The organism is Kitasatospora arboriphila (genome assembly GCF_039528095.1).
Lineage (GTDB): Bacteria > Actinomycetota > Actinomycetes > Streptomycetales > Streptomycetaceae > Kitasatospora > Kitasatospora arboriphila.
In genome coordinates this window covers 178,945-203,453 of sequence record NZ_BAAALD010000002.1, presented here as the reverse complement: position 1 = coordinate 203,453, position 24,509 = coordinate 178,945, and the positions used below count along the sequence as shown (strand labels likewise).

The following is a 24,509-nucleotide window of genomic DNA, read 5'->3' as shown; positions in this document are numbered from 1 at the left end:
CGCCCCCCCCCCAGAGCCCCCCGCGGTCGAGGCCCGCGGGGTCGCCGGAGACCTCGCGCAGCCCGGTGGCGAGACGGCCGCCGAAGCGGGCGATCGGCTGGTCGGGGCTGAGGGGGGCGGTGCGGCCGGACACGGTTCTCCTGCGCGGACTCGGGTGCTGCTCCGCGCGGATGCGGCGCGGGGCCGGTTCGGGGATTGCCCGGTGCCTGAAGTGTAGGTCGGCGGCCCGCCGGGGCGGCCGGGGGCGGCCCTTGGACCTGCGCCGCAGCCCCCGCCCCGGGCGGCCGGGGAGCCACCCGGACGGCTGACGGAGCACCACCTTCCGGCCACCCCCGCGCCACGCTGCGGGAACGGATTTTTAGCTGGCCCGGGAATCCGCTAGAGTTCAACACGTCGCCGGGACGCGGAACCGAAGAAAAGCGGGGAAGCAGCCGGGAGACAGGCGGACGTGGCTCAGTTGGTAGAGCATCACCTTGCCAAGGTGAGGGTCGCGAGTTCGAATCTCGTCGTCCGCTCGATGGAGAACAGGGTAAGATCGTTCTCCGAAGTTGCCTGGTGGAGTGGCCGAGAGGCGAGGCAACGGCCTGCAAAGCCGTGTACACGGGTTCAAATCCCGTCTCCACCTCCAAGAGGTGCCCCCGGTTCGCCGGGAGCCCTCCCCGCGCGATTAGCTCAGCGGGAGAGCACTACCTTGACACGGTAGGGGTCACTGGTTCAATCCCAGTATCGCGCACTCGATCTCTTCGGGGATCGGCATCCCAGCGCGATTAGCTCAGCGGGAGAGCACCACCTTGACACGGTGGGGGTCACTGGTTCAATCCCAGTATCGCGCACGCAGGCCCGGCAGGGCTTGACAAACCCGCGCGATTAGCTCAGCGGGAGAGCACTACCTTGACACGGTAGGGGTCACTGGTTCAATCCCAGTATCGCGCACAGAAGATCGAAGGCCGTGGTCCGGTGGACCGCGGCCTTCCTCGTTGTCCGGCGCCGACGGCGACGCGTGCGCGTCGGAGTGCGGAGTGCGGAAAAGGCAGGTGCCGGGTGCGGACGCCCTCACCGACGTCCTTGCACCCGGCCCCTGCTCTGCCGGGGTGGCCACCGCTCGGCCCGTCCACGTGTCCTGCGGTGTCGCGCCCGGCCGGCGCGGACCCCTCCCCTGGGGTCAGCGCCCGATCAGATCGGCGACGGCGCGAGCCTGGGTCGCCAGTTGCTCCCAGCCGCCGAACAGCGCCAGCAGCAGCACCGCGCACGGCACGGCGATGGCCAGGGCCACCGCCGGGTGCCTGTCCCCGGTGGGCGACTGGCCGCCGAAGGGCCGGTGGCGGCGCCCGGTGCCGGTGAACTGCGTGGCCATGATCGTCTGCTCCTGCTCGTCGCCGGGCGCGGCCGCTGGGCGGCCCGCACGGGGCGGTCGGGTGGTCGGGACGGCGGGCCGGGACCTCGGGGGACGAGTAGCGGCCCGCCGTCGAGATCAACAGTAGGCCGGAGGGCCCCCACCGGGCGTCATGCCCGCGCACGGTTCCACCGGCCTCCCCGAGGATGAGGCCGGGTCGTGCCGCCTACTACCGGAGGGGGAGACGGAACCGATCGCATCCCCGACGCAACCCTGAGGCCCACCCCGAGGGGGGCTCCCGGGGACGGCCGGGAGCCCGTCCTGCGGCGGCGTCGGGCGGGCCCGCCGGAGCGCCGTTCGCGTGCGACGCGCAGGCCCCGGACAAGGGTGCTCCGGGTACCCGCGGAACGCCTTTCGACGGAGATCGGACAATCCGACCGCCCCTCGGGGTGTTGCGTGTCAGCACAGCACTGCGGCCAGTCCGTAAGCTGTCCCGGACAGGATCTGACGACGGCCCACTCGACGGGGCCTCACTCCACAGGCTGACGGGGACGAGTATGGCGATGATGCGGCTGAGGCGTGAGGACCCCCGCATCGTCGGACCGTTCCGACTGCACCGACGGCTCGGCGCCGGCGGCATGGGCGTGGTCTACCTCGGCTCGGACCGCAAGGGCCAGCGGGTCGCCCTCAAGCTGATCCGCGACGAGCTGGCCGGGGACGCGGAGTTCCGCACCAGGTTCGCCCGCGAGGTCGCCGCCGCCTCCCGGATCCGCGGCGGCTGCACCGCACGCGTGGTCGACTCCGACCTCAAGGCCGAGCGGCCGTGGCTGGCGACGGCCTACGTGCCCGGGCCCTCGCTGTACAAGCGGGTCACGGACGAGGGCCCGCTGCCCTGGCCGGAGGCGGCCCGGATCGGCGCCGCCCTCGCCGACGGGCTGGTGAAGGTGCACGAGGCCGGGGTCGTCCACCGCGACCTCAAGCCCTCCAACATCCTGCTCTCGCCGCGCGGCCCGCGGATCATCGACTTCGGCATCGCCTGGTCGCGCGGCGCCTCCACGCTCACCCACGTCGGGACGGCGGTCGGCTCGCCCGGGTTCCTCGCGCCCGAGCAGGTCCGCGGGGCGGCGGTGACCCCGGCCACCGACGTGTTCGCCTTCGGCGCGACGATCGCCTTCGCCCTCACCGGGGAGTCGCCCTTCGGCTCCGGCGCCTCCTCCGAGGTGATGCTCTACCGGGTGGTGCACGAGGAGCCGGACCTCGCCGGCGTGCCGCCGGTGCTGGCGCCGCTGATCGGCGCCTGCCTGGCCAAGGAGCCGGGCGAGCGGCCCGCCGCGGCGGCGCTGCACGAGCGCCTGACCGAACTCGCCGCGCGGGGCACCGTGCTGGGCGGACGGGCCCGCAGCGGAGCGCCGGGCCCCGCCGCACAGCAGCAGGCGCAGGTCGCCGCACCCGACCGGGCCCACGGTCCGGGCACGGGCGCGGCTCCGGGACACGGCGCTGGTCCTGGGCACGGGCCGGGCGCCGGCCCGGCACCGGGGCAGCAGACACCGCGGCCGGGTGCCGGTCCGCAGGCCGGACAGGGCCACACCCCGGGGTACGGGCCGGGGTACGGGCCGGGACAGCCGGCGGGGCACGGCCGGGCGGGCGGGCAGCGGCCCGTGGTCGGCGGACGCGTCCCGACGGGCAGACCGCCCCGCCGGGCCCCCGGACAGCCGCCGCACGGCGGTGTACCGCACCCCGACGGCCAGGACACCCTGCGGGACCGGCACCGCACGCCCGTACGACCGCACACGCCCGCGCCGGGCCGGCCGCGGGAGCGCCAGCACACGCCCGTCCCCGGGCGGCCCTCGGCGGACTCCCGGCGGCGGCTGCTGCGGCAGCGGCTGGTGGTCTTCGTCACGGTGACCCTGGGCGTGGCCCTGGCCATCGCGACCGCGCAGGGCTGCGAGAACCGCAGCAACCAGGGACGCGGCCCGGCCGACCGCCCCTCCCCCGCGGCCTCCGCACCCGCGCTCTCCCTGGACGGCGCCGCACCGGCCGGATCGAGTTCCGCGGCGGCCACCGCGCCGTCGGTCGGCGGGGCGGCCGGGTTCGGCCCGGCGACCGGTCAGCTGCCCGCCGTGGACTGGGCCAACCGCGCCTACTCCGACCCGGCGGGCGGGCCGGAGATCCGGCTGCACGACGGCAAGGCGGGCGGCGACGGCGCACAGATCGCGCTCAGCACCGTGCTGCCGGCCCGCTACCGGGAGGCGCCCGCCGCCCTGGTGGTGCTGCGGCGGACCGAAGGGTCCGTCCCGGTCGACCTGGTCGAGCTGTTCTCGTTCAACGGGGGCGCGCCGGCGCTGGTCTCCTCCCGTGCCTCGGCGGCGGACCCGCAGGCCGCGGCCGCCTGGCGGCTCGAGAACGGGGCGCTGCTGCGCGAGGAGAAGGTCTCGCTGACCGGTGCGACCTCGTCCACCCGGTACACCGCGCGGGCCGACGGCGGCCTGGAAGAGGCCTGGCCGGGCGCCGGGGTGTCCGGCGGCAGCCGCTGACGGGGCGGCGCGGGCGGGACGGGGCCGGTGCGGGCGCGTCTGCGTCGGCGCCGGCGGGGGCGGGTCGGGGTCAGCGGGGGCGGGTCGCGTAGAAGGCGACGGCCGAGGCGGCCGCCACGTTGAGCGAGTCCACACCGGCGTCCATCGGGATGCGGACGTGTTCGTCGGCGGCGGCGAGGGTCCGGCGGGCCAGCCCGTCGCCCTCGGTGCCGAAGACCAGGGCGAGCCGCTCGGCGTCGCGGGCGGCCAGCTCGTCCAGGGTGATCGCCTTCTCGCTCAGGCAGAGCGCCGCGACCGTGAAGCCGGCCTCGCGGAGCGTCCCGATGTCCGCCGGCCAGGAGTCCAGCCGGGTCCACGGCACCTGGAACACCGCGCCCATCGACACCTTCACCGACCGGCGGTAGTACGGATCCGCGCAGCGCGGGGTGAGCAGGACGGTGTCCACCCCGAGGGCCGCCGCGTTGCGGAAGGCCGCACCGATGTTGGCGTGGTCGACGATGTCCTCGAAGACGGCGACCCGGCGGGCCGGGCCGAGGAGGTCCGTGAGCGCGGGCAGCGGACGGCGCTCCATCGCGGCGAGGGCGCCGCGGTGCACGTGGTAGCCGGTCACCTGCTCGGCGAGGGCGGGCTCCACGACGTGGACGGGGGCCTCGGCCTCCGCGATGACGTCGGCCATCACCTCCAGCCACTTGGGGGTGAGGAGCATCGACCGCATGCGGTAGCCGGCGTCGACCGCCCGGCGGATCACCTTCTCGCCCTCGGCGATGAAGAGGCCCTCGGCGGGCTCGCGGCGGCGGCGGAGTTCGACGTCGGTCAGGCCGGTGTAGTCGGCGAGGCAGGGGTCGGCGGGGTCGGTGACGGTACGGGGTTCGGACACGGGGTCGATCCTGCCGGGTGGGGGTGGGACTGGCCAAACCGGCGGGGTGGGGGTGCCTCCCGGCGGACCAGGGCTCGGCCCGTGCCGTGGGGATACCCACTCGCGGATTCCGCAGTTCCCCACGCCCCTGTTGTGGCTGCCCTCTGGGGATGGGTGTCTCAGGGGCGGAGGTGGGTGTTGAGGCGGGCGGCTTGGCGGGTGAGGTGGTCGCGTTCGGCGAGGTTGGGGGCCTGGTGGGCGGCTTCGGCGTAGAGGCGGGCGGCGGTGGGGAGGTCGCCGTCGCGTTCGTGGAGGTAGGCGGAGACGGCGGTGCGGCGGGGCAGGGAGGTGTCCAGGGCGGCGAGTGCCGCGAGTCCGGCGCGCGGGCCGTCGGCCTCGCCGACGGCGACCGCGCGGTTGAGCCGGACGACCGGGCTGTCGGTCAGGCGGGTGAGTTCGTCGTACCACTCGACGATCTGCACCCAGTCGGTCTCCGCGGCGGTGGGCGCGTCGGCGTGCAGGGCCGCGACGGCGGCCTGGGCCTGGAACTCGCCCAGCCGGTCGCGGGCGAGCGCCGTCTGCAGGATCCCGATGCCCTCCGCGATCGATGCGGTGTCCCACCGGCCGCGGTCCTGTTCGGCGAGCGGGACGAGGCTGCCGTCGGCGGCGGTGCGGGCGGCCCGCCGTGCGTGGTGGAGCAGCATGAGGGCGAGCAGGCCCGACACCTCGGGGTGGTCGACGGCGGAGGCGAGCTGCCGGGTGAGCCGGATCGCCTCGGCGGCGAGGTCGACGTCCCCGGAGTAGCCCTCGTTGAAGACCAGGTAGAGGGTGCGGAGCACGGTGGCGACGTCGCCGGGCCGGTCGAGCCGGACGCCGGAGACGGTGCGTTTGGCCCGGCTGATGCGCTGGGCCATGGTCGTCTCGGGCACCAGGTAGGCCCGGGCGATCTGGCGGGTGGTCAGTCCGCCGACGGCGCGCAGGGTGAGGGCGACCGCGGACGCGGGGCTCAGCGAGGGGTGGGCGCACAGGAAGTAGAGCTGGAGCGTGTCGTCCGCCGCGGGTGCGGGGCCGGGCGGCGGTTCCTCGTCGACGAGGTCCTCGCGGCGGCGGCGGGCCGCGTCGGACCGGGCCGCGTCGAGGAACTTGCGCCAGGCGGCGGTGACCAGCCAGCCCTTCGGGTCCCGCGGCGGGTCGGCGGGCCAGACGCAGACGGCCTCGACCAGGGCGTCCTGGACGGCGTCCTCGGCCGCCGCGAAGTCGGCCCCGCGGCGGACGAGGATGCCGAGCACGCTCGGGGTGAGGCTCCTGAGCAGGGACTCGTCCATCGGTGGGTCACTCGGTGACGGTCGGCGGCTCGGTCAGGAACGGGCGCAGCTCCAGCCACTCGTGGATCGGCCGGCCGCCCGCGCCGGGGGCGGCGGACAGTTCGCCGGCGAGTTCGACGGCGCGGTCGTAGCTGTCGACGTCGATCACCATCCAGCCGGCGATGAGGTCCTTGGTCTCGGCGAACGGGCCGTCGGTGACCGGGGGGCGGCCCTCGCCGTCGTAGCGGACGAAGGTGCCCCCGGGGGCGAGTGCCTGGCCGTCGACGAACTCGCCGCTCTTCTCCAGGCGGGCCGCGAAGTCCTGCATGTACTGCACGTGGGCCGAGATCTCCTCGGGCGTCCACTGTTCCATCGGCACGTTGTTCACCGGGTCCGGGGCGCCGCGGTAGTGCTTGAGCAGCAGGTACTTGGCCATGGTGTGGTTCTCCTCGGTGCTGTGCGACCCATTGTGGTCGCGTTCACCCCGGGGACGGAGCCGGTCGCGGATTCTCGACACGGTCGGCGGAGATTTCTTCGAAACCGGTCGGGGGAAGCACCGCGGCCCCGACCCTGGGCGGGTCGGGGCCGCGGATCGCGCGTCCGGCGTCAGTGGGCGAGGACGTTGACGACGTCGCCGATGACGATGACGGCCGGGGGCTTGATCTGCTCGGCGGCGACGGTGGCGCCGACCGTGGCGAGGGTGGCGTCGACGCGGCGCTGGCTGGCCGTGGTGCCCTCCTGGACGACGGCGACGGGGGTGTCGGCCGGTCGGCCGCACTCGACGAGCTTGGCGGCGATCGCGCCGATCTTGTCGACGGCCATCAGCAGCACCAGGGTGCCGGTCATCCGGGCGGCGGCGTCCCAGTTGGTGAGGGAGCGCTCGTCCGGGCCGACGTGGCCGGAGATGACGGTGAACTCGTGCGTCATGCCGCGGTGGGTGACCGGGATGCCGGCGGCGGCCGGGACGCTGATCGAGCTGGAGATGCCGGGGACGACGGTGACCGGCAGCCCGGCCTCGACGCAGGCGAGCAGTTCCTCGCCGCCGCGGCCGAAGACGTACGGGTCGCCGCCCTTGAGGCGGACCACGAACTTGCCGGCCTTGGCGTGGTCGATCAGCGTCCGGTTGATCGCCTCCTGGGCCATGTAGCGGCCGTAGGGGATCTTGGAGGCGTCGATGACCTCGACGTGCGGCGGGAGTTCGGCGAGCAGCTCGCGCGGGGCGAGGCGGTCGGCGACCACCACGTCGGCGTCGGCGAGCAGCCGGCGTCCGCGGACGGTGATGAGGTCCGGGTCGCCGGGGCCGCCGCCGACCAGGGCGACGCCGGGGGTGCGCTCGCGGTACTGGCGGGCGGCGAGCGAGCCGTCCCGCAGGCCGTCGACGATGGCGTTGCGCAGGCCGGCGGAGTGCCTCGGGTCGCCGGTGAGGACGGCGACGGTGGCGCCGCCGTCCCGGCCGCTGGCCGGGGTCCAGGCGGTGGCGGCGGAGGCGTCGTCGCTGCGGGCGCAGAAGACGCGCAGCCGCTCGGCCTCGGCGGACACCGCGGTGTTCACCCCGGGGTCGTCGGTGGCGACCAGGGCGTACCAGGTGTCGGCGAGGTCGCCGTCGGTGTAGCGGCGCTCGTGCCAGGTGATCTCGCCCGCGTCGGCCATCGCGTGCACGGCCGGCGTGGTGGACGGGGATATCAGGTGGATGTCGGCGCCGGAGGCGATGAGGGCGGGCAGCCGGCGCTGGGCGACCTGGCCGCCGCCGATCACGACCACGCGCCGGCCGGTGAGGAGCAGACCGACCGGGTACGGGGTGAGGCCCTCGGTGCTGGGGTGGGGTGCGGGCGCGTTCATGGGCGGGGCCGGGAGGCTCAGGCCTTCTCGGTGACCCCGGCGGAGTCGAAGGTGGCTACATCGTGCATCGCCCGGGCGGCGCTCTGCACCAGCGGAAGGGCCAGCAGGGCGCCGGTGCCCTCGCCGAGGCGCAGGTCCAGGTCGATCAGCGGGCGCAGGCCGAGCTTGGCGAGCGCGGCCTGGTGGCCGGGCTCGGCCGAACGGTGGCCGGCGATGCAGGCGGCCAGCGCCTCCGGGGCGATCGCCTTGGCGGCCAGGGCCGCGGAGCCCGCGATCACGCCGTCCAGGATGACCGGGGTGCGCAGCGAGGCCGCGCCGAGCAGGAAGCCGGCGATGGCCGCGTGCTCCAGGCCGCCGACCGCGGCGAGGACGCCGATCGGGTCGGCCGCGTCCGGCTGGTGCAGGGCGAGCGCGGCGCGGACGACCTCGACCTTGCGGGCGTGCGTGGCGTCGTCGATGCCGGTGCCGCGGCCGGTGACCTCGGCCGGGTCGGTGCCGGTGAAGACGGCGATCAGGGCGGCGGAGGCGGTGGTGTTGGCGATGCCCATGTCGCCGGTGATCAGCACCTTGTTGCCGGCCGCGACCAGGTCGCGGGCGGTCTCGATGCCGACCTCGATCGCCTGGACGGCCTCCTCCCGGCTCATCGCCGGGCCCTGGGTCATGTCGTCCGTGCCGGCCTTGACCTTGCGCGGCAGCAGGCCGGTGGTGCGGCCCTGCTGGATGGCCTCCGGCAGGTCGGCCTTGACGCCGACGTCGACCACGCACACCTCGGCGCCGACCTGGGCGGCGAAGGCGTTGACGACCGCGCCGCCGGCGAGGAAGTTCGCGACCATCTGGCCGGTGACCTCCTGCGGCCAGGGGGTGACGCCCTGGGCGTGCACACCGTGGTCGCCGGCGAAGATCGCCACGCAGCCGGGCTCCGGGACGGGCGGCGGGCACTTGCGGGCGAGGCCGCTCAGCTGCGCGGCGATGATCTCCAGCACGCCGAGCGAACCGGCCGGCTTGGTCATCCGCTTCTGGCGGTCCCAGGCGTCGCCGAGGGACTTGGCGTCCAGCGGGCGGATGCCGCGCAGGGTGTCGGCGAGCAGGCTGTGCGGCTCCTCGCCGGGCAGCGCGCGGTTGCCGTACTGCTCCTCGTGGACGACCCAGGACAGCGGGCGCTTCTTGGCCCAGCCCTGCTGCTGCAGCTCGGGCTCGTCGGGGAACGCGTCGACGTAGCCGACGCAGAGGTAGGCGACGACCTCCAGGTGCTCGGGCAGGCCGAGCTCGCGGACCATCTCGTCCTCGTCGAAGAAGCTCACCCAGCCGACGCCGAGGCCCTCGGCGCGGGCGGCCAGCCAGAGGTTCTCGACGGCGAGCGCGGCCGAGTACGGGGCCATCTGCGGCTGGGTGTGCCGGCCGAGGGTGTGCCGGCCGCCGCGGGTGCGGTCGGCGGTCACCACGATGTTCACCGGCGTCTCGAGGATCGCCTCGATCTTGATTTCCTTGAACTGCTTCGCCCGGCCCTTGGGCAGCGAGTCGGCGTACGCGTCGCGCTGGCGCTGGGCGAGCTCGTGCATCTTGCGCCGGGTCTTGCGGGAGCGGATGACGACGAAGTCCCAGGGCTGCGAGTAGCCGACGCTGGGGGCGGTGTGGGCCGCCTCCAGGACGCGCAGCAGCACCTCGTGCGGGATCGGGTCGGGGCGGAAGCCGTTGCGGATGTCGCGGCGCTCGCGGATGACCTGGTGGACGGCCTCGCGGGCGGCGTCGTCCAGGCCGGGGGCGGCCGGCGGGCGCTCGTCGGAGTCCGTCCCGGCGGCGTTCTCGGCGGCGGCCTCGGCGTCCGGCCCGGCCGGCTGCTCGGGCACCTCGGTGACGGCCTCGACGGCGGCGGACTCCACGGAAACGGCCTCCACGGGCGTGGCTTCGGTCGCGGCCTCGGCCGCGGCGGGCTGCTCGGCGGGCACCGTCTCCTCGACGGCGGGCTGCTCGGCGGGCTGCTCGGCCGACTGCTCCGCGGTCGGCTCGGAGCCGGCCTCGGGTGCGGCGGCTTCCGGCGCGGCGGCCGCGGCCTGCTGCTCCTCCGCGACGACCGGTTCGGCGGCCGGGGCCTCCTCGGCGGGGGCCTGGGGCTCGACGGCCTCGGCCCCGGCGGGCTCCACCGGTGCGGCCTCGATGACCACGGCCTGCGGCTCGACGGCCTGCTCGACCTGCTCGATGACCTGCTCGGCGGGCGCGACAGCCTCCACCGGGGCGGCCTGCTCGGCGGGCGCCGACTCCTCCGCCACCACGGGCGACGGCTCAGCGGCCTGCTCCGGCGACTGCTGCTCCTGCACGGCCTGCTCAGGAGCGGACTGCTCAGGAGCGGACTGCTCCTGAGTGGGCTGCTCCTGAGTGGGCTGCTCCTGAGCGGGCTGCTCGGGCGCGGCCGGCTGCTGGACGACCTCCGGCACCTCGGCGGCGGCCTCCGGCGCGACGGGCTGCGGCTCGGGCAGGCCGTGCTGCGGGGCCGGGTCGGCGAGGAAGGCGGCGATGCGGCGCGGTGCGGCGCCGGGCTGCGCCGGGATGGCGGCCTGGGCGGCGTCGGCGGGCTGCGCGGCGGGCACGGGCTCGACCACGACGGCGACGGCCTGCGCGGCGGCCGCGTTCTCGGCCGCGGGCTGCTCGACGGGGGCGACCGCCTCGGCCACCGGCTCCACGGCGATCGGCGCAGCGGCGGCGGCCTCGACGACGAGCGGCTGCTCGGCGACGGCCACGGCGGGACCGGCGGCCTCCGCGGGCACGCCCGCGGGCTGCTCGGCCGGGACGGGACCGGCGACGACCGGCTCGACGAAGACGGCGGCCAGCACCGGCTGCGGCTGCGGCTGCGGCTGCGGCTGGACGAACTGCTCGGGCGCGGGGGCAGGCGCGGGGACGGTGGCGATCGGCACCCCGTGGGCGGGCGTGCCGCCGGGGACGGGGACCGCGGAGGGTCCGCGGTCGGCCAGCGAACGGACCGGCACCTGACCGGTCATCAGCGACGGGTCCGGGATCGGCGGGCCGGCGTGCAGCGGGCGGCGCACGGTCTGTGCGGGCTGCTCGGCGGGCACGGCGACCGGCGGCACGGCGATCGGCGCGGCGCCCCCCTGGACGGGTGCGGCGGGGGCGGCCGGTGCCTCGCCGATCGGCCCGGTGCCGGCGGGCTGCAGGTCGGCGGGGGCCAGGCCGGGCGGGTTCAGCGGCGGCCAGGAGGGCTCGACGGGCACGCCCGCGGGCTGCTCGGCGGACGCCTGGGCGCCCGGCACGGCGCTCTCGTCGACGGTGCGCAGCGCCATCGTGTCGACCACCGGCGCGGCCTGGACGGGCTGCTCGACGGGCACGGCGGCGAGCGCCTCCACCGCGATCGGTGCGGGGGCGGTCGGCTCGACGGCGGTCGGCTCGACGAGCACGGTCTCGACGGCACCGTGGACGGCGTCGCCCCAGCCGCCCTGCGGGCCGGGCATCAGCAGGACGTCCTCGTCGTCGTCCAGCTGGTCCGGCTGGTCGAGGAAGGTGAAGGACGGCCGGTGGCCGCCCTGCCAGGTGTCGGTGCCGAGGGGGACGCTGCCGGGCGCGACGGCCTCGATGGGCGCGGTCAGCGGGTCGACGCCGGCCAGGTGGTCCGGTGCAACCGCGCCGTGCCCGCCCGGGGGCACGAGGGAGCCATCACTCGGGAGGTGGCCGCCATCGGTCATGTCCAAAGCTCCTTCCAGGCCGCTTTCGCGTCCTCGGCGACGCGATCGCCGACCGCTGCCACCCCTGCCCGCCACCCGTCCCGGGTGGCGCGCCATCAGAATTAACGACTAGCCGGGGCATCCGGCACGTCCGCGTCGGGCCCCGACGCATTCTCCCGGCCCGGCGGGTGCCGCGTCGAATGCCCGTGGACTTCGCCCCTGGCGATTGCGGCACGTCGCCGGGCACCGTCCGTACCGGATGGACACGGTGCACCGATCGCCGTGCGCAACCAGGACGCCACCCTATCGGTCGGGGCCGACGGGCTCTCGAATCGGTGTCCGGATGCGACGGGGATCACCCGGTACGGTCCGGTGGTTGTCCGGCATACGGACAGTCAGGGGGCCAGTCCGCCCCAGAGCACGACGGTCTGCTCGGCGGGGCCGAGGGCGAGTCCGGCCGGGCCGTCGGGGCGGGGTTCGAGCGGGGCCGCCTGCAGCAGGGTGCCCTCGACGCGGTAGCCGGCGGCCGCGGCCGCCTCCCGGATCTCCTCGGCCTCGGCCAGGGTGTGCGCGACGGCGGCCAGGCGCTCGGGGCGGCGCGCGAGCACCGCGCGCACCACCTGTGCGCCGCCGCGCTCCACTGCGACCGCGTCGGGCTCCGGCAGGCCCCCGAGCACGTCGGGTCCGGCGCCGTGCACCACGTCGACCTCGACCCCGTACCGGCGGGCGTTGACGCCGATCCGGGCGCAGGCGGCGCCGTCCTCCTCGACGGCGACCACGGCGGCGCCGAAGCGGGCGATCTCGGCGGCGAGCGCACCGCAGCCGGCGCCGACCGTCCAGACCAGGTCGCCGGGGACGGGCCCGAGCCGGGCGGCGGCCAGCGCCCGGTGCAGCGGGGGCAGCGCCCGCGCGCCGTCGAACGGCCGGCCCGCGGGGTCGGTGCCGGTGTACGCCTCGGTGGGCAGCGCCCAGCCGCGGTCGCCGCCGGGGAAGCCCACCGGCCGGCCGGCCAGCCAGCCGGCGGCCTCGTCGCTGCTCTGCGGCGAGCCGCCGATCACCAGGACGACGCTGGGGTCGCGCCAGTCGTGGTCGGGCACCCGGTCGGAGGTGAGGACGGTGACGTCCTCCTCCGGGGTGCCGAGCGCCTCGCAGACCACGAAGGTCCGGTGCACGCCGCGGAGCATCAGGGCGAGTTCGCTGGGGCCGGCGTCGGCGGTGGTGAGGACGGCGACCTTGGGGTGGGCCCGGCAGACGTTGGCGGCCCGGCGCAGCCGTCCGCCGTGCGCGGAGACGACCTGGGCGTCCTCCCAGGGCATACCGGCGCGGGCGAAGGCCGCGGCGACCGAGGAGACGGCCGGCAGGACTTCGAGTTCGAGGCCGTACTCGGGCCGGCGGAGGGTGCGGACGACGCCGAAGAAGCCGGGGTCGCCCTCGGCGACCACGACCGCGGTGCCGCGGTGTTCGGCGATCCGGCGGGCGGCGGACTGCACGCTGCCGAGTGCGATGCGCTCGGCGCCGGCCGGCACCGGCAGTGCGGCGAGCTGGTACGGAGCTCCCGCGACCAGGGTGGCCCCGGCGAGCGCGGTGGCCGCCGCCTCCGTGAGCGGTGTGCCGTCCCACCCGATGACCGTGATCCGGTCAGCCATCTGCGGCTGTTCTCCCTCGCCCGAAAATCCGCCCCTGTGCGGACGGCGCACCTGCGCGTCCACGTGCAGAGGCTACCGGGTGGGGCGGGTCGGACGGGCATCGCCGCCCCGCGGTCGGGTGGCCGGTGGCGGGCGGCCGGTGACGGTCAGTCGTGGAGGACGTAGCGCTGTTCGGCGAGCGGCCCGCTCTGCGGCGCGTCGAGGTCCTCGGGGAGCAGGCTCCACAGGATCAGGTCGGTGCGCGTGTCGGGAGCTCCGCGCTGGTCGGGCTCCTCGCCGCGGACTATGCCGGCGCTGCGCAGCACGCCCTCGCTGATCGCGCCGGTCTTCTGGGCGACCTGCTGGGCGGCGATGTTCCCGGCCGCGGTGCGCAGCTCCAGGCGGAGGAAGCCGCGGTCCTCGAAGAGCCACTGGGCGACGCCGAGGACGGCCTCCGGGGCGTAGCCCTCGCCGCGGGCCCAGGCGGCGGTGATGAAGCCGATCTCGGTGGAGCGCAGCCGCCAGTCGGTGCAGCGGAGGTCGACCAGGCCGACCAGGCGCTGGGTGAGGTGTTCGGCGACCGCGAAGACGATGCCGCCGCCCTCGGCGCGCCGGCCGGGGGCGAGGACGCGGATCAGGTGCTGCGCGTGCGCCTCGGTGAACGGCGAGGGCAGGGAGGTCCAGGTGTGCACCTGGTCGTCGGAGGCGAGGGCGGTCAGGCCCGCGGTGTCGCCGTCGTCGAGCGGGCGCAGCAACAGCCGTTCCGTGCTGATGGCCGTCTCGGGGAAGCTCGCTGCCATGCCGTCTCTCCTCGCCGGGTCGTGGACACACCGTACGCCCCGCCTCTCTTCGGGCGTGCCAGGGTACCTGCATTCCGGCGACGGCCCGTCAGATCGGCCGCCGACACGGCCGCGGCGGGTGCGCGACGCGCGGCCGGGCCCCGCCGCGGGGTGCGGCGGGGCCCGGTCGGAGCGGTGGCGGTCAGCTTCAGAAGGCGGGGACCACCGAGCCGTTGAAGGTGTCCTGGATGTACTTCTTGACCTCGGCGGAGTGCAGCAGCTGGGCGAGCTTCTGGACCCGCGGGTCGTTCTCGTGGCCCTTCTTGACGGCGAGGATGTTCGCGTAGGGGTTGCCGTCGGCCTTCTCCAGGACGATGGCGTCGGTGGCGGGCTTGAGGCCGGAGTCGAGGGCGTAGTTGCCGTTGATGACGGCGGCGTCGAGGTCGCCGAGTGAGCGCGGCAGCTGGGCCGCCTCCAGCTCCTTGAACTTGAGGTTCTTGGGGTTGGTGGCGATGTCCTGGACGGTGGCGGTGGTGCCGGCGCCGGACTTCAGGGTGATGACCTTGTCGGCGGCGAGCAGCTGGAGCGCGCGGCCCTCGTTGGTGGCGTCGTTGGGGACGCCGACCTCGGCGCCGTCCTTCAGCTCTGCGACGGACTTGACCTTCTTGGAGTAGAGGCCGAGCGGCTCCAGGTGGACGGTCCCGACGGAGACGACGTCGGTGCCGTTCTTCTTGTTGAAGTCGTCGAGGTACGGAACGTGCTGGAAGTAGTTGGCGTCGGCCGAGCCGTCCTGGACCGCGGTGTTGGGGGTCACGTAGTCGGTGACCACCTTGACGTCGAGCTTGAGCCCGGCCTTGTCGGCGAGGTTCTTCTTGACGTAGTCGAGGATCTGGGCGTGCGGGGTGGGGCTGGCTATGACGGTCAGCGTCTTGTTCGGGTCGGCGCTCGCCCCGGAGGACGAGGAGCCTTCGCTGCCGCAGGCGGCGAGGGTGAGGGCGACGCCGGCGGTGGCGAGGACGCTGGTGAACTTCAGGACGTTACGCACGAAAAGTGCCTTTCTCCGGTGGTGCGGTGGTCGGCGGGCCGTCGCGGACGGCCGCCGGGGTGCGGGCCGGGGTCTCCGGCCGCGGGTCTGGGTCAGCGGGCGGAGGCGGGTTCCGCCTCCGCCTCGCCGGGGAGGCCGACGGCCTCGGGGCGGAACCGCCTCGGGGTGGCGCCGCGGTGGCTCAGCCGGCGGACGGAGAAGTCGCCGATCAGCTGGAGCGCGGTGACGATGACCACGAGCTCGGCGATGATCACCCACATGAAGCCGGTCTCGAAGCGCAGGTAGCCGTAGCGGACGGCGAGGTCTCCGAGGCCGCCGCCGCCGACCACGCCGGCCATCGCCGAGTAGCCGATCAGTGCGATGACCGTGGTGGTGACGGAGGCCACCAGGGCGGGCAGCGACTCGGGCAGCAGGGTCTTGCGGACGATGGTGGCGGTGGAGCCGCCCATCGACTGGACGGCCTCGACCAGGCCGCCGTCCACCTCGCGGACGGCCGTCTCGACGAGCCGGGCGAAGAACGGGATGGCGCCGATGGTGAGCGGCACGGTGGCCGCCTGCCAGCCGATGGTGGTGCCGGCGATCGCCTTGGTGACGCCCTGCAGCGCCACCATGAGGATGATGAACGGCAGTGAGCGGCCGATGTTGACGATCGCGCCGAGCACCCGGTTGAAGCCCGGGTGCTGCAGCAGGCCGCCCTTGTCGGTGAGCACCAGCAGGACGCCGAGCGGCAGTCCGAGCAGCACGGTGGCGAGCGAGGAGACGCCGACCATCTGGAGCGTCTCCCGGGTGGCGGGCCACAGGAGTTCCTGCATCTGGTCCCAGGTCATGCCGCCACCCCCTCGGGGGTGAGCAGGTCGACCTGCAGGCCCTGCTCGCGCAGGAACCCGATCGGGACGACGTTGTCCCGGTGGCCGCCGGGCAGTTCGACCCGCATCCGGCCGACCATCCGGCCGCCGATGGTCTCCACCGCGGCGCCGAGGATGTTGATGTCGATCTGGTAGGTGCGGGCGAGCTGGGAGACGAACGGCTGCGCCGGGGTGTCGCCCTGGAAGGTGATCTCGACGACGGTGCGGCCGCTGTGGCCGGAGGCGAACTCGCCGAGCGGGAAGAGGTCGCGGGCGATCCGGGAGTCGCCGTCGGCGAGCAGGTCGGTCAGCGCGCCGGACTCGACGATCCGTCCGCCGCGCATCAGGGCGGCCGAGTCGCAGACGGACTTGATGACGTCCATCTCGTGCGTGATGAGCAGGACGGTCAGGCCGAGCTGCCGGTTGAGGTCGCGCAGCAGGGCGAGGATCGACCGGGTGGTCTCCGGGTCGAGGGCGCTGGTGGCCTCGTCGGAGAGCAGCACCTTGGGGTCGCCGGCCAGCGCCCGGGCGATGCCGACTCGCTGCTTCTGGCCGCCGGAGAGCTGGGCGGGGTAGCTGCGGGCCTTGTCGGCGAGGCCGACCAGGTCGAGCAGCTCGGCGGCCTTGCGGCGGCGGGCGGTGCGGTCGAGTCCGATGATCTCCAGCGGCAGTTCGACGTTCTGCTGGACGGTCCGCGAGGAGAGCAGGTTGAAGTGCTGGAAGACCATGCCGATCCGGCGCCGGGCCTCGCGCAGTTCGCGGCCGGCGCGGTTCTCGCCGCCGGGCAGCGCGGTCAGGTCGACGCCGTCCACCGTGACGGTGCCGGCGGTGGGCCGCTCCAGCATGTTCACGCAGCGGATGAGGGTGGACTTGCCGGCGCCGCTGGTGCCGACGACTCCGTAGACCTCGCCCTCGCGGACGTGCAGGTCGACGCCGTCGAGGGCGGTGACCTCTCGGCCGCGCGAGCGGTAGACCTTGGTGAGGCCCTGAGTGGTGATCACGGCTGCTTTCCGTTGGTCGGGGGCGCGGCCTCGTGGGCCGGCGCACCGGGCGTTCGCAGGCGTGCGGGGGCACGCCGGAGGGAGGGGGTGTGGGGGTGTGGCCGTACGTCGGCCGTGGCTGCCGGGCCGGATGCGTGCGCGTGGGCAGGGCCCTGGCGGGGCATCGGCGACGCGGTGGCTCAGCGGGCGCCGGACGGGCGGCGCGGGTACTCGCTTCGGGGCGCGAGGAGGGGGACGAGGGCCCTCAGTGGTGACACATGCGACAGCACATGCGGCGCGCGCCGCCCGGCGCGGTGCCGGTGGGGGTGCATGTCGTGGTCGCAGTCATGAAGACAGTTAAGCAGACCTTCGGACACGATCCCAATAAACAGGAGATCCGGTCCGGAATGCGGACACGACCCTTGTGCCGCAAGCCCGACGGCGCCCGTCCCCGAGTGGGGAGGGCGCCGTCGGGCGGAACGGGGCGTCGGGCGGGGGCGTCAGGCGGAGGCCGCCAGCGGCACCGGCACGGTCTTGCTGAGCGTCACCAGCGACAGCCGGCCGGACACCTCGCGGACGCCGGTCTGCCGGTAGCCGTGCCGGGCGTACAGCCGCAGGTTGCCGAGGCTGCGGTGGCCGGTGAAGAGCTCGAAGGCGTAGACCGTGCCGACGGCCTGCAGGCGCCGCTCGACGGCGTCCAGCAGGCGCCCGCCGAGGCCGTGGCGCTGCATCCGCGGGTGGACCACCAGGCGGCCGATCCGGGCGGTGCCGTCGGCGTCCAGCCGGCCGCGGACGGTGCCGACCACCTCGTCGCCGAGGCGGGCGACGAAGAACTCCTGCTCGCCCAGCTCGGCCCGCAGGCTCTCCAGGGTCTGGGTGAGGGGCTCGATGGCCCAGTCCCCGTAGAGCGCGGCCTCGTCCTGGTAGCCGAGGTACTGCAGTTTGAGGATCTGCTCCGCGTCGTCCTGCGTCGCCGGCGAGATGATCACACTCATGCCCATGTGCGGGGTCTCCCCATCGTTAGTGCCCGGTGCGCCGCCGAGGGTGTGCACCGGTGCCCGGCCTGAGGTCCCGGACGGGGATCGGCCCGGCCGGGAAGAGGGTCGAACGGCTCCCGGGCGACGGCACGGCGCTGCGGCCGGTCCGCGCACACGCGGGCCGGACCCGACGCCGGGAGAGACGTTCGCCAGCGCTCTACCCCGGCTTCGCCGGGTCTCAACCTTCCGGCCGCCGGACGTGGCGAGCGTCACGTTCTCGACCGTACGCGGTCACTCCCCCGTCAGGTCCGCGCGGCGCGCCGCCAGCAGCGACCGCAGGCAGGCCAGGCAGCGCGACCGGGTCGGGCCGATCGAGCCCCGCGGGATGCCCGTCCGAGCGGCCAGTTCGGTGTAGCTGAGCTCCGGCGACTCGGCGAGCGAGAGCAGCAGTTCGGGGCAGCGGCCGGAGAGCCGGCCCAGCGCCCGGCGGACGGCCCTGCCGAGCTCCGCGGCCAGCAGTTCCTCGTGCGGCCCGCGGCGGGCCACCGGCGGCCGCGGCACCGGGACCTCCGGGGCGGCCGTCCGGCGGGCCGTCAGCACGGCCCGGACGGCGCGGGCCCGCAGCCAGCCGCGCAGGTCCCGGGGCAGCCCGGGCCCGGCCGCCCGCTCGGCCGCCTGCAGCCAGACCTCCTGCTCCAGGTCCTCCCCGTCCGGTCCGCCCCGCGCCAGCACGGCGAGGAACGCCGCGAGGTCGCGGCGCACCTCGGCGCGGGCCAGCTCCGCGAGGGCCCGGACCCGGCACGGCCCACGGGACCTGTCGTCGGCGGGCCGCTCGTCGGGACGGGCACGGGCGTCGGTCACGCCTGCCGCAACGAGCGGGGGCGCACCGGGTCACCCGGCGCGCCCCCGTGAGGACGAGAGGGCGTGTCAGCCCTGCAGCCACTCCTGCTGGACGGCGAGGTCCGCCTTCACCTCGGCGAGCTGGGTGGCGACCGCGCTCGGTGCGGTGCCGCCGCGGCCGCTGCGGGAGGCGATGGCGCCGTGCACGCTGAGCACCGAGCGGACCTCGGGCGTCAGGTGCTCGGAGATCTCCGCGAACTGGGCGTCCGTCAGGTCCCCCAGCTCGATGCCCTGCTGCTCGCAGGTCTTGACGCAGGCTCCGGCGACCTCGTGCGCGACCCGGAACGGCACGCCCTGCTTGACCAGCCACTCGGCGACGTCGGTGGCGAGCGAGAAGCCGGCCGGGGCCAGCTCCTCCAGCCGCTCGCGGTGGACGGTCAGGGTGGCCATCATGCCGGTGAAGGCCGGCAGCAGGACCTCCAGGGTGTCGCAGGAGTCGAAGACCGGCTCCTTGTCCTCCTGCAGGTCGCGGTTGTACGCGAGCGGCAGCGCCTTGAGGGTGGCGAGCAGGCCGGTGAGGTTGCCGATCAGGCGGCCGGACTTGCCGCGGGCGAGCTCGGCGATGTCCGGGTTCTTCTTCTGCGGCATGATCGAGGAGCCCGTGGAGAAGGCGTCGTGCAGCGTGATGAAGCCGAACTCCTTGGTGTTCCAGATGATCACCTCCTCGGCGATCCGCGAGAGGTTGATCCCGATCATGGCGGTGACGAAGGCGAACTCGGCGACGAAGTCCCGCGAGGCGGTGCCGTCGATGGAGTTGCCGACCGAACCCCGCTCGAAGCCGAGGTCGGCGGCGACCGCCTGCGGGTCGAGGCCGAGCGAGGAGCCGGCCAGCGCGCCGGAGCCGTACGGGGAGACGGCGGTGCGGGCGTCCCACTGGCGCAGCCGCTCGGCGTCCCGGCCGAGGGCCTGCACGTGCGCGAGGACGTGGTGGGCGAAGAGCACCGGCTGGGCGTGCTGGAGGTGGGTGCGGCCCGGCATCGCGGTGTCGGGGTGGGCCTCGGCGAGGCCGACCAGGGCGTGCTGGAGGTCGAGCACCAGGCCGCCGATGGTCTTGGCGTGGTCCCGGAGGTACATCCGGAACAGCGTGGCGATCTGGTCGTTGCGGGAGCGGCCGGCCCGCAGCTTGCCGCCGAGGTCGGGGCCGAGGCGCTCCAGCAGGCCGCGCTCCAGGGCGGTGTGCACGTCCTCGTCGGCGACGGTGCCGGTGAAGGCGCCGGACTCGACGTCGGCCAGCAGGGTGTCCAGCCCGGCCAGCATCGCGTCGAGCTCGTCCGCGCTCAGCAGGCCCGCGGTGTGCAGCACCCGGGCGTGCGCCTTGGAGCCGGCGATGTCGTAGGGCGCGAGACGCCAGTCGAAGTGGACCGAGGCGGAGAGCCTGGCCAGCGCCTCGGAGGGGCCGTCGGCGAAGCGCGCGCCCCAGAGGCGCAGCTCAGGATTGCTGCCGGCGGCGTTCTGGTCGGCGGTCATCGCGTGGGCTCCTTACAGGTGATGGGGGCGGGCCCCGGCCGCGGGGAGAGCGGCCGGGGCCCGGTTGGCCGTTCGGGATCAGGCGAGGTCGCGGCGGGCGGCGATCTTCGAGGACATGCCGAAGATCTCGATGAAGCCCTTGGACATCGACTGGTCGAAGGTGTCGCCGGTGTCGTAGGTGGCGAGGTTGAAGTCGTACAGCGACTGGTCCGACTTGCGGCCGTTGACCACCGCGCGGCCGCCGTGCAGCACCATCCGGATGTCGCCGGAGACGCTCTGGTTGGCCTCGTTGACGAAGCCGTCCAGGGCGCGCTTCAGCGGGGAGAACCAGAGGCCGTCGTAGACCAGCTCGGCCCAGCGCTGCTCGACCTGCCGCTTGTAGCGGGCCAGCTCGCGCTCGACGGTGACGTTCTCCAGGGCCTGGTGGGCGGTGATCAGGGCGATCGCGCCGGGGGCCTCGTAGATCTCGCGGGACTTGATGCCGACGAGGCGGTCCTCGACCATGTCGAGGCGGCCGATGCCCTGGGCGCCGGCCCGCTTGTTCAGCTCCTCGATCGCCTGCAGCACGGTGACCTTGCGGCCGTCGATCGCGACCGGCACGCCGGCCTCGAAGGTGATGACGACCTCGTCGGCCTCGCGCGCGGTGGCCGGGTTCTGGGTGTACTCGTAGACGTCCTCGATCGGGGCGTTCCAGATGTCCTCGAGGAAGCCCGTCTCGACGGCGCGGCCGAAGACGTTCTGGTCGATCGAGTACGGCGACTTCTTGGTGGTCGCGATCGGCAGGCCCTTGGCCTCGGCGAAGGCGATCGCCTTGTCGCGGGTCATCGCGTAGTCGCGGACCGGGGCGATGCACTTGAGGTTCGGCGCCAGCGAGTTGATGCCGACCTCGAAGCGGACCTGGTCGTTGCCCTTGCCGGTGCAGCCGTGGGCGACGGTGGTGGCGCCGTGCTTCTGCGCGGCGGCGACCAGGTGCTTGACGATCACCGGCCGGGAGAGGGCCGACACCAGCGGGTACTGGCCCTGGTAGAGGGCGTTGGCCTTGAGGGCCGGCAGGCAGTACTCGTCGGCGAACTCGGTGCGGGCGTCCGCGACCTCGGCCTCGACGGCGCCGCAGTCCAGCGCGCGCTGGCGGATGACGTCCAGGTCCTCGCCGCCCTGGCCGACGTCGACGGCGACGGCGATGACCTCGGCGCCGGTCTCCTCGGCGATCCAGCCGATGCAGACGGACGTGTCCAGACCGCCCGAGTAGGCGAGTACGACGCGCTCGGTCACGGCTTTCTCCTTCACAGACGGTACGAACGGGGCGGAGCTCACAGCGGGGCGAGTCCCATACGGCGTTAGGCATAAGTATGCACTACCGCGTATGGATTTCAAAACGCGGCCCGGCCCGGGCCTGGCTCGCGGCCAAGGTAGGCCCGCCCCGGGGCAGGGTCAACGACCGTCCCGGCGCTGCGCCGGACACGAATGTGGACCGACCGGCACACGGGGGCGGGAGAAGGAGCGCCCGCCGCGCCAGCGGCTGATGCCGGCGTAGGGCGACAGCCGTGGCGCCACGACGCCCCCCGTGTGCCGGTCGGTCCTACGCCGGGACGCCCACCACCCCGGCGACCTCGCCGGTCGCCGGGGTGGTGTGCATTCAACCGGAGCGCTACTGCGCCTTGGCCTGTGCCAGCTGCATCAGGTGGTCGGCCAGCGCCTGGCCGCCTGACGGGTCGCGGCTGATCAGCAGCACCGTGTCGTCGCCCGCGATGGTGCCGATGATCTCGTAGGTCTCGGCGGCGTCGATCGCCGAGGCGAGGAACTGCGCGGCGCCCGGCGGGGTGCGCAGCACGACCAGGTTGCCGGAGGCCGTCGCGGAGACCATGAGTTCGCCCGCCAGCCGGGCCATCCTGGCCTCGCTGGCGGACTCCCCCATCGGCGCGCGCGGGGTGCGGTCCCCGCCCTCGGCGGGCACGGCGTAGATCAGTGCGCCGTCCCGGTTGCGGATCTTCACCGCGCCCAGCTCGTCCAGATCCCGCGACAGGGTGGCCTGGGTGACGACCAGTCCGTCGTCGGCGAGCAGCTTGGCGAGCTGGCTCTGCGAGCGGACGGGCTGACGGGTCAACAGGTCCACGATCCGCCGGTGGCGCGCGGTGCGGGTCTGCGGGACCTGCGGCGTCGCCCCGGAGGCGGGCTGGTCGGACTGGGGTGCGGTCATGTGACGATTCTCCCGGACTCCGCTCAGCTGTTCGCGTCGGGGGCTTCCCCGCGCACCGTCCGGAGGATGCCCGGCAGCGCCGCGAGGAAGGAGTCCGCCTCCTGTTCGGTCAGCACGAGCGGCGGCACCAGCCGGACGGCGTCCGGCACGGCGGCGTTCACCAGGAAACCGGCCTGCTGGGCGGCGGCCTGCACCTTGGCGGAGACCGGCTCGGTCAGCACGATGCCGAGCAGCAGCCCGGCGCCGCGGACGTGGTCGACCAGCGGGTCGCCGATCGCCTCGATACCGTGCCGCAGCTTGTCGCCGATCTTGCGGACGTGCTCCAGCAGGCCCTCGGACTCCACGGTCTCCAGGACGGCGAGGCCGGCCGCGGCGACCACCGGATTGCCGCCGAAGGTGGTGCCGTGCTGGCCCGGGTGGAGCAGGTCGGCGGTGTCGCCGAAGGCGACCACGGCACCGATCGGCAGGCCGCCGCCGAGGCCCTTGGCGAGGGTGACGACGTCCGGTTCGACGCCCTCGTACGCCTGGTGGGCGAACCAGTGGCCGGTGCGGCCGACGCCGGTCTGGATCTCGTCGAGGACGAGCAGGGTGCCGGTGGCGCGGGTGATCTCCCGGGCGGCCCGCAGGTAGCCGTCGGGCAGCGGGATCGCGCCGTTCTCGCCCTGGATCGGCTCCAGGAAGACGGCGGCGGTCTCGGTGGTGACGGCGGCCCGCAGCGCCTCGACGTCGCCGAACGGCACGTGGGTGACGTCGCCGGGCAGCGGCCGGAAGGGCTCCTGCTTGGCGGGCTGGGCGGTGAGCGCGAGGGCGCCCATCGTCCGGCCGTGGAAGGCGCCCTGCATCGAGACCAGGTGGGTGCGGCCGGTCAGCCGGCTGATCTTGAAGGCGGCCTCGTTGGCCTCGGCGCCGGAGTTGCAGAAGAACACCCGGCCGGGGCGGCCGAACAGCTCCAGCAGCTTCTCCGCGAGCTTCACGGTCGGTTCGGCCATGAAGAGGTTGGAGACGTGGCCGAGGGTGGTGATCTGCCGGGTGACCGCCTCCACGACGGCCGGGTGGGCGGTGCCCAGCGCGTTGACGGCGATGCCGCCGACGAGGTCGAGGTACTCGTTGCCGTCGGCGTCCCAGACCTTGGCGCCCTCGCCGCGGACCAGCGGGATCCGCGGGGTGCCGTAGTTGTCCATCAGCGCGTGCTGCCACCGCTGGGTCAGTTCGCTGTTGCTCATGCCAGGCCCCCGAGTACGGTCGGTTCGTCGTCGGGCACGACCATGGTGCCGACGCCCTCGTCGGTGAAGATCTCCAGCAGCAGGCTGTGCTGCACCCGCCCGTCCAGCACGCGGGCGGTGCCCACGCCGGAGCGGACGGCCCGCAGGCAGCCCTCCATCTTGGGGAGCATGCCGGTCGCCAGGGTCGGCAGCATCTCCTCCAGCTCGGAGGCGGTGAGCTGGCTGATCACGTCGTCGGAGTTCGGCCAGTCCTTGTAGAGGCCCTCGACGTCGGTCAGCACGACCAGCATCTCCGCGCCGAGCGCGACCGCGAGCGCGGCCGCGGCGGTGTCGGCGTTGATGTTGTAGACGTGGCCGTCGGCGCCGCGGGCGATCGAGGAGATCACCGGGATGCGGCCGTCGCCGATCAGCGCCTTCACGGCGCCGGCCTCGATGTTGACGATGTCGCCGACCAGGCCGATGTCGACCTGCTCGCCGTCCACCACGGCGTACCGCTTGACGGCCGTCATGGTGTGGGCGTCCTCGCCGGTCATGCCGACCGCGAACGGGCCGTGCCCGTTGAGCAGGCCGACCAGCTCGCGCTGGACCTGCCCGGCGAGCACCATCCGGACGACGTCCATGGTCTCCGGGGTGGTGACCCGCAGGCCCGCGGTGAACGAGGACTCCAGGCCGAGCTTGTCGAGCTGGGCGTTGATCTGCGGGCCTCCGCCGTGCACGACGACCGGGTTCAGGCCGGCGTAGCGCAGGAAGACGACGTCCTGGGCGAAGGCGGCCTTGAGGTCCTCGTCCACCATGGCGTTGCCGCCGAACTTGATGACGACGGTCTTGCCGTGGAAGCGCTCCAGCCACGGGAGCGCCTCGATGAGGGTGCGGGCCTTGGGCAGCGCGGCGTTGCTGCGGGCCTGTTCACCCTTGGGTGCGATCTTCACGGTCT

The 24,509-nt window shown here is 74.5% G+C and carries 19 protein-coding genes and 5 tRNA genes; 6 read left to right on the top strand and 18 right to left on the bottom strand.

Annotated elements, in window-relative coordinates; genetic code table 11:
• Window positions 1-442 precede the first annotated feature (442 nt).
• The 5 genes from ABD353_RS02085 to ABD353_RS02065 all read left to right on the top strand — a co-directional run bounded on the left by ABD353_RS02085 (window position 443) and on the right by ABD353_RS02065 (window position 933).
• Window positions 443-515: transfer RNA gene (locus tag ABD353_RS02085), tRNA-Gly, on the top strand.
• Window positions 516-554: 39 nt separating this feature from the next.
• Window positions 555-628 (top strand) — tRNA-Cys (locus ABD353_RS02080).
• A gap of 33 nt (window positions 629-661) precedes the next feature.
• Window positions 662-733: transfer RNA gene (locus ABD353_RS02075), tRNA-Val, on the top strand.
• A gap of 28 nt (window positions 734-761) precedes the next feature.
• A tRNA-Val gene (locus ABD353_RS02070) sits at window positions 762-833 on the top strand.
• A 28-nt stretch (window positions 834-861) separates the two neighbouring features.
• Window positions 862-933, top strand: a tRNA-Val gene (locus tag ABD353_RS02065).
• A 229-nt stretch (window positions 934-1,162) separates the two neighbouring features.
• On the opposite strand, the gene ABD353_RS02060 is transcribed toward ABD353_RS02065, so the two are convergent.
• Window positions 1,163-1,354 (bottom strand): hypothetical protein, encoded by a 192-nt coding sequence (locus ABD353_RS02060; RefSeq protein ID WP_344621681.1) that lies wholly within the window; start codon window positions 1,352-1,354, stop codon window positions 1,163-1,165.
• 545 nt (window positions 1,355-1,899) lie between these two features.
• Between ABD353_RS02060 and ABD353_RS02055 the strand changes: the two genes are divergently transcribed.
• Window positions 1,900-3,867 (top strand): serine/threonine-protein kinase, encoded by a 1,968-nt coding sequence (locus ABD353_RS02055; protein ID WP_425555054.1) that lies wholly within the window; start codon window positions 1,900-1,902, stop codon window positions 3,865-3,867.
• A gap of 70 nt (window positions 3,868-3,937) precedes the next feature.
• Here the strand turns inward: ABD353_RS02055 and ABD353_RS02050 are convergent, their stop codons facing one another.
• The 17 genes from ABD353_RS02050 to argB all read right to left on the bottom strand — a co-directional run bounded on the left by ABD353_RS02050 (window position 3,938) and on the right by argB (window position 24,504).
• Window positions 3,938-4,744 carry a TrmH family RNA methyltransferase gene (locus ABD353_RS02050; protein WP_344621680.1) on the bottom strand — a complete coding sequence of 269 codons (807 nt, stop codon included), beginning with the start codon at window positions 4,742-4,744 and terminating at the stop codon, window positions 3,938-3,940.
• A 158-nt stretch (window positions 4,745-4,902) separates the two neighbouring features.
• Window positions 4,903-6,048, bottom strand: a complete 1,146-nt coding sequence (locus ABD353_RS02045; protein WP_344621679.1) for an RNA polymerase sigma factor — start codon at window positions 6,046-6,048, stop codon at window positions 4,903-4,905.
• A 7-nt stretch (window positions 6,049-6,055) separates the two neighbouring features.
• Window positions 6,056-6,463 (bottom strand): YciI family protein, encoded by a 408-nt coding sequence (locus ABD353_RS02040; protein WP_344621678.1) that lies wholly within the window; start codon window positions 6,461-6,463, stop codon window positions 6,056-6,058.
• Between the two features lie 170 nt (window positions 6,464-6,633).
• Window positions 6,634-7,866, bottom strand: a complete 1,233-nt coding sequence (gene cobA / locus ABD353_RS02035; protein WP_344621677.1) for a uroporphyrinogen-III C-methyltransferase — start codon at window positions 7,864-7,866, stop codon at window positions 6,634-6,636.
• A gap of 17 nt (window positions 7,867-7,883) precedes the next feature.
• A complete protein-coding gene (gene cobT / locus ABD353_RS02030) occupies window positions 7,884-11,558 on the bottom strand; it encodes a nicotinate-nucleotide--dimethylbenzimidazole phosphoribosyltransferase (RefSeq protein WP_425555053.1) in 3,675 nt (1,224 codons plus the stop codon).
• A gap of 374 nt (window positions 11,559-11,932) precedes the next feature.
• On the bottom strand, window positions 11,933-13,183 hold the full coding sequence (cbiE, locus tag ABD353_RS02025) for a precorrin-6y C5,15-methyltransferase (decarboxylating) subunit CbiE (protein WP_344621676.1): 1,251 nt from the start codon (window positions 13,181-13,183) through the stop codon (window positions 11,933-11,935).
• Between the two features lie 146 nt (window positions 13,184-13,329).
• On the bottom strand, window positions 13,330-13,962 hold the full coding sequence (locus ABD353_RS02020; protein WP_344621675.1) for a GNAT family N-acetyltransferase: 633 nt from the start codon (window positions 13,960-13,962) through the stop codon (window positions 13,330-13,332).
• A gap of 187 nt (window positions 13,963-14,149) precedes the next feature.
• Window positions 14,150-14,986 carry a MetQ/NlpA family ABC transporter substrate-binding protein gene (locus ABD353_RS02015; protein ID WP_344621674.1) on the bottom strand — a complete coding sequence of 279 codons (837 nt, stop codon included), beginning with the start codon at window positions 14,984-14,986 and terminating at the stop codon, window positions 14,150-14,152.
• Between the two features lie 92 nt (window positions 14,987-15,078).
• Window positions 15,079-15,813: a methionine ABC transporter permease gene (locus ABD353_RS02010; protein WP_344621673.1), complete on the bottom strand. Its 735-nt coding sequence runs from the start codon at window positions 15,811-15,813 to the stop codon at window positions 15,079-15,081.
• Entirely contained in the window at window positions 15,810-16,832 is a 1,023-nt protein-coding gene (locus ABD353_RS02005) for a methionine ABC transporter ATP-binding protein (protein WP_344621672.1), read from the bottom strand. The genes ABD353_RS02010 and ABD353_RS02005 overlap by 4 nt, the downstream gene beginning before the upstream one ends.
• A gap of 479 nt (window positions 16,833-17,311) precedes the next feature.
• A complete protein-coding gene (locus ABD353_RS02000; protein ID WP_344621671.1) occupies window positions 17,312-17,812 on the bottom strand; it encodes a GNAT family N-acetyltransferase in 501 nt (166 codons plus the stop codon).
• Between the two features lie 267 nt (window positions 17,813-18,079).
• A complete protein-coding gene (locus ABD353_RS01995; RefSeq protein WP_344621670.1) occupies window positions 18,080-18,649 on the bottom strand; it encodes an RNA polymerase sigma factor in 570 nt (189 codons plus the stop codon).
• 66 nt (window positions 18,650-18,715) lie between these two features.
• Window positions 18,716-20,155, bottom strand: coding sequence for an argininosuccinate lyase (argH, locus tag ABD353_RS01990; RefSeq protein WP_344621669.1), 1,440 nt, complete (start codon window positions 20,153-20,155; stop codon window positions 18,716-18,718).
• A gap of 78 nt (window positions 20,156-20,233) precedes the next feature.
• On the bottom strand, window positions 20,234-21,427 hold the full coding sequence (locus ABD353_RS01985; RefSeq protein WP_030268595.1) for an argininosuccinate synthase: 1,194 nt from the start codon (window positions 21,425-21,427) through the stop codon (window positions 20,234-20,236).
• 376 nt (window positions 21,428-21,803) lie between these two features.
• Entirely contained in the window at window positions 21,804-22,352 is a 549-nt protein-coding gene (locus tag ABD353_RS01980; RefSeq protein ID WP_344621668.1) for an arginine repressor, read from the bottom strand.
• A 23-nt stretch (window positions 22,353-22,375) separates the two neighbouring features.
• Window positions 22,376-23,575, bottom strand: a complete 1,200-nt coding sequence (locus ABD353_RS01975; RefSeq protein WP_344621667.1) for an acetylornithine transaminase — start codon at window positions 23,573-23,575, stop codon at window positions 22,376-22,378.
• Complete coding sequence (gene argB, locus ABD353_RS01970) at window positions 23,572-24,504, bottom strand: acetylglutamate kinase (protein WP_344621666.1); 933 nt, start codon at window positions 24,502-24,504, stop codon at window positions 23,572-23,574. The genes ABD353_RS01975 and argB overlap by 4 nt, the downstream gene beginning before the upstream one ends.
• Window positions 24,505-24,509 lie beyond the last annotated feature (5 nt).

What these genes read in the sequence shown, in the direction of transcription:
- ABD353_RS02060 (WP_344621681.1), bottom strand. Translation starts at nt 1,354, where the DNA reads ATGGCCACGCAGTTCACCGGCACCGGGCGCCGCCACCGGCCCTTCGGC.
- ABD353_RS02055 (WP_425555054.1), top strand. Translation starts at nt 1,900, where the DNA reads ATGCGGCTGAGGCGTGAGGACCCCCGCATCGTCGGACCGTTCCGACTG.
- ABD353_RS02045 (WP_344621679.1), bottom strand. Translation starts at nt 6,048, where the DNA reads ATGGACGAGTCCCTGCTCAGGAGCCTCACCCCGAGCGTGCTCGGCATC.
- ABD353_RS02040 (WP_344621678.1), bottom strand. Translation starts at nt 6,463, where the DNA reads ATGGCCAAGTACCTGCTGCTCAAGCACTACCGCGGCGCCCCGGACCCG.
- cobA (WP_344621677.1), bottom strand. Translation starts at nt 7,866, where the DNA reads ATGAACGCGCCCGCACCCCACCCCAGCACCGAGGGCCTCACCCCGTAC.
- cobT (WP_425555053.1), bottom strand. Translation starts at nt 11,558, where the DNA reads ATGACCGATGGCGGCCACCTCCCGAGTGATGGCTCCCTCGTGCCCCCG.
- cbiE (WP_344621676.1), bottom strand. Translation starts at nt 13,183, where the DNA reads ATGGCTGACCGGATCACGGTCATCGGGTGGGACGGCACACCGCTCACG.
- ABD353_RS02020 (WP_344621675.1), bottom strand. Translation starts at nt 13,962, where the DNA reads ATGGCAGCGAGCTTCCCCGAGACGGCCATCAGCACGGAACGGCTGTTG.
- ABD353_RS02010 (WP_344621673.1), bottom strand. Translation starts at nt 15,813, where the DNA reads ATGACCTGGGACCAGATGCAGGAACTCCTGTGGCCCGCCACCCGGGAG.
- ABD353_RS02000 (WP_344621671.1), bottom strand. Translation starts at nt 17,812, where the DNA reads ATGGGCATGAGTGTGATCATCTCGCCGGCGACGCAGGACGACGCGGAG.
- argH (WP_344621669.1), bottom strand. Translation starts at nt 20,155, where the DNA reads ATGACCGCCGACCAGAACGCCGCCGGCAGCAATCCTGAGCTGCGCCTC.
- ABD353_RS01980 (WP_344621668.1), bottom strand. Translation starts at nt 22,352, where the DNA reads ATGACCGCACCCCAGTCCGACCAGCCCGCCTCCGGGGCGACGCCGCAG.
- ABD353_RS01975 (WP_344621667.1), bottom strand. Translation starts at nt 23,575, where the DNA reads ATGAGCAACAGCGAACTGACCCAGCGGTGGCAGCACGCGCTGATGGAC.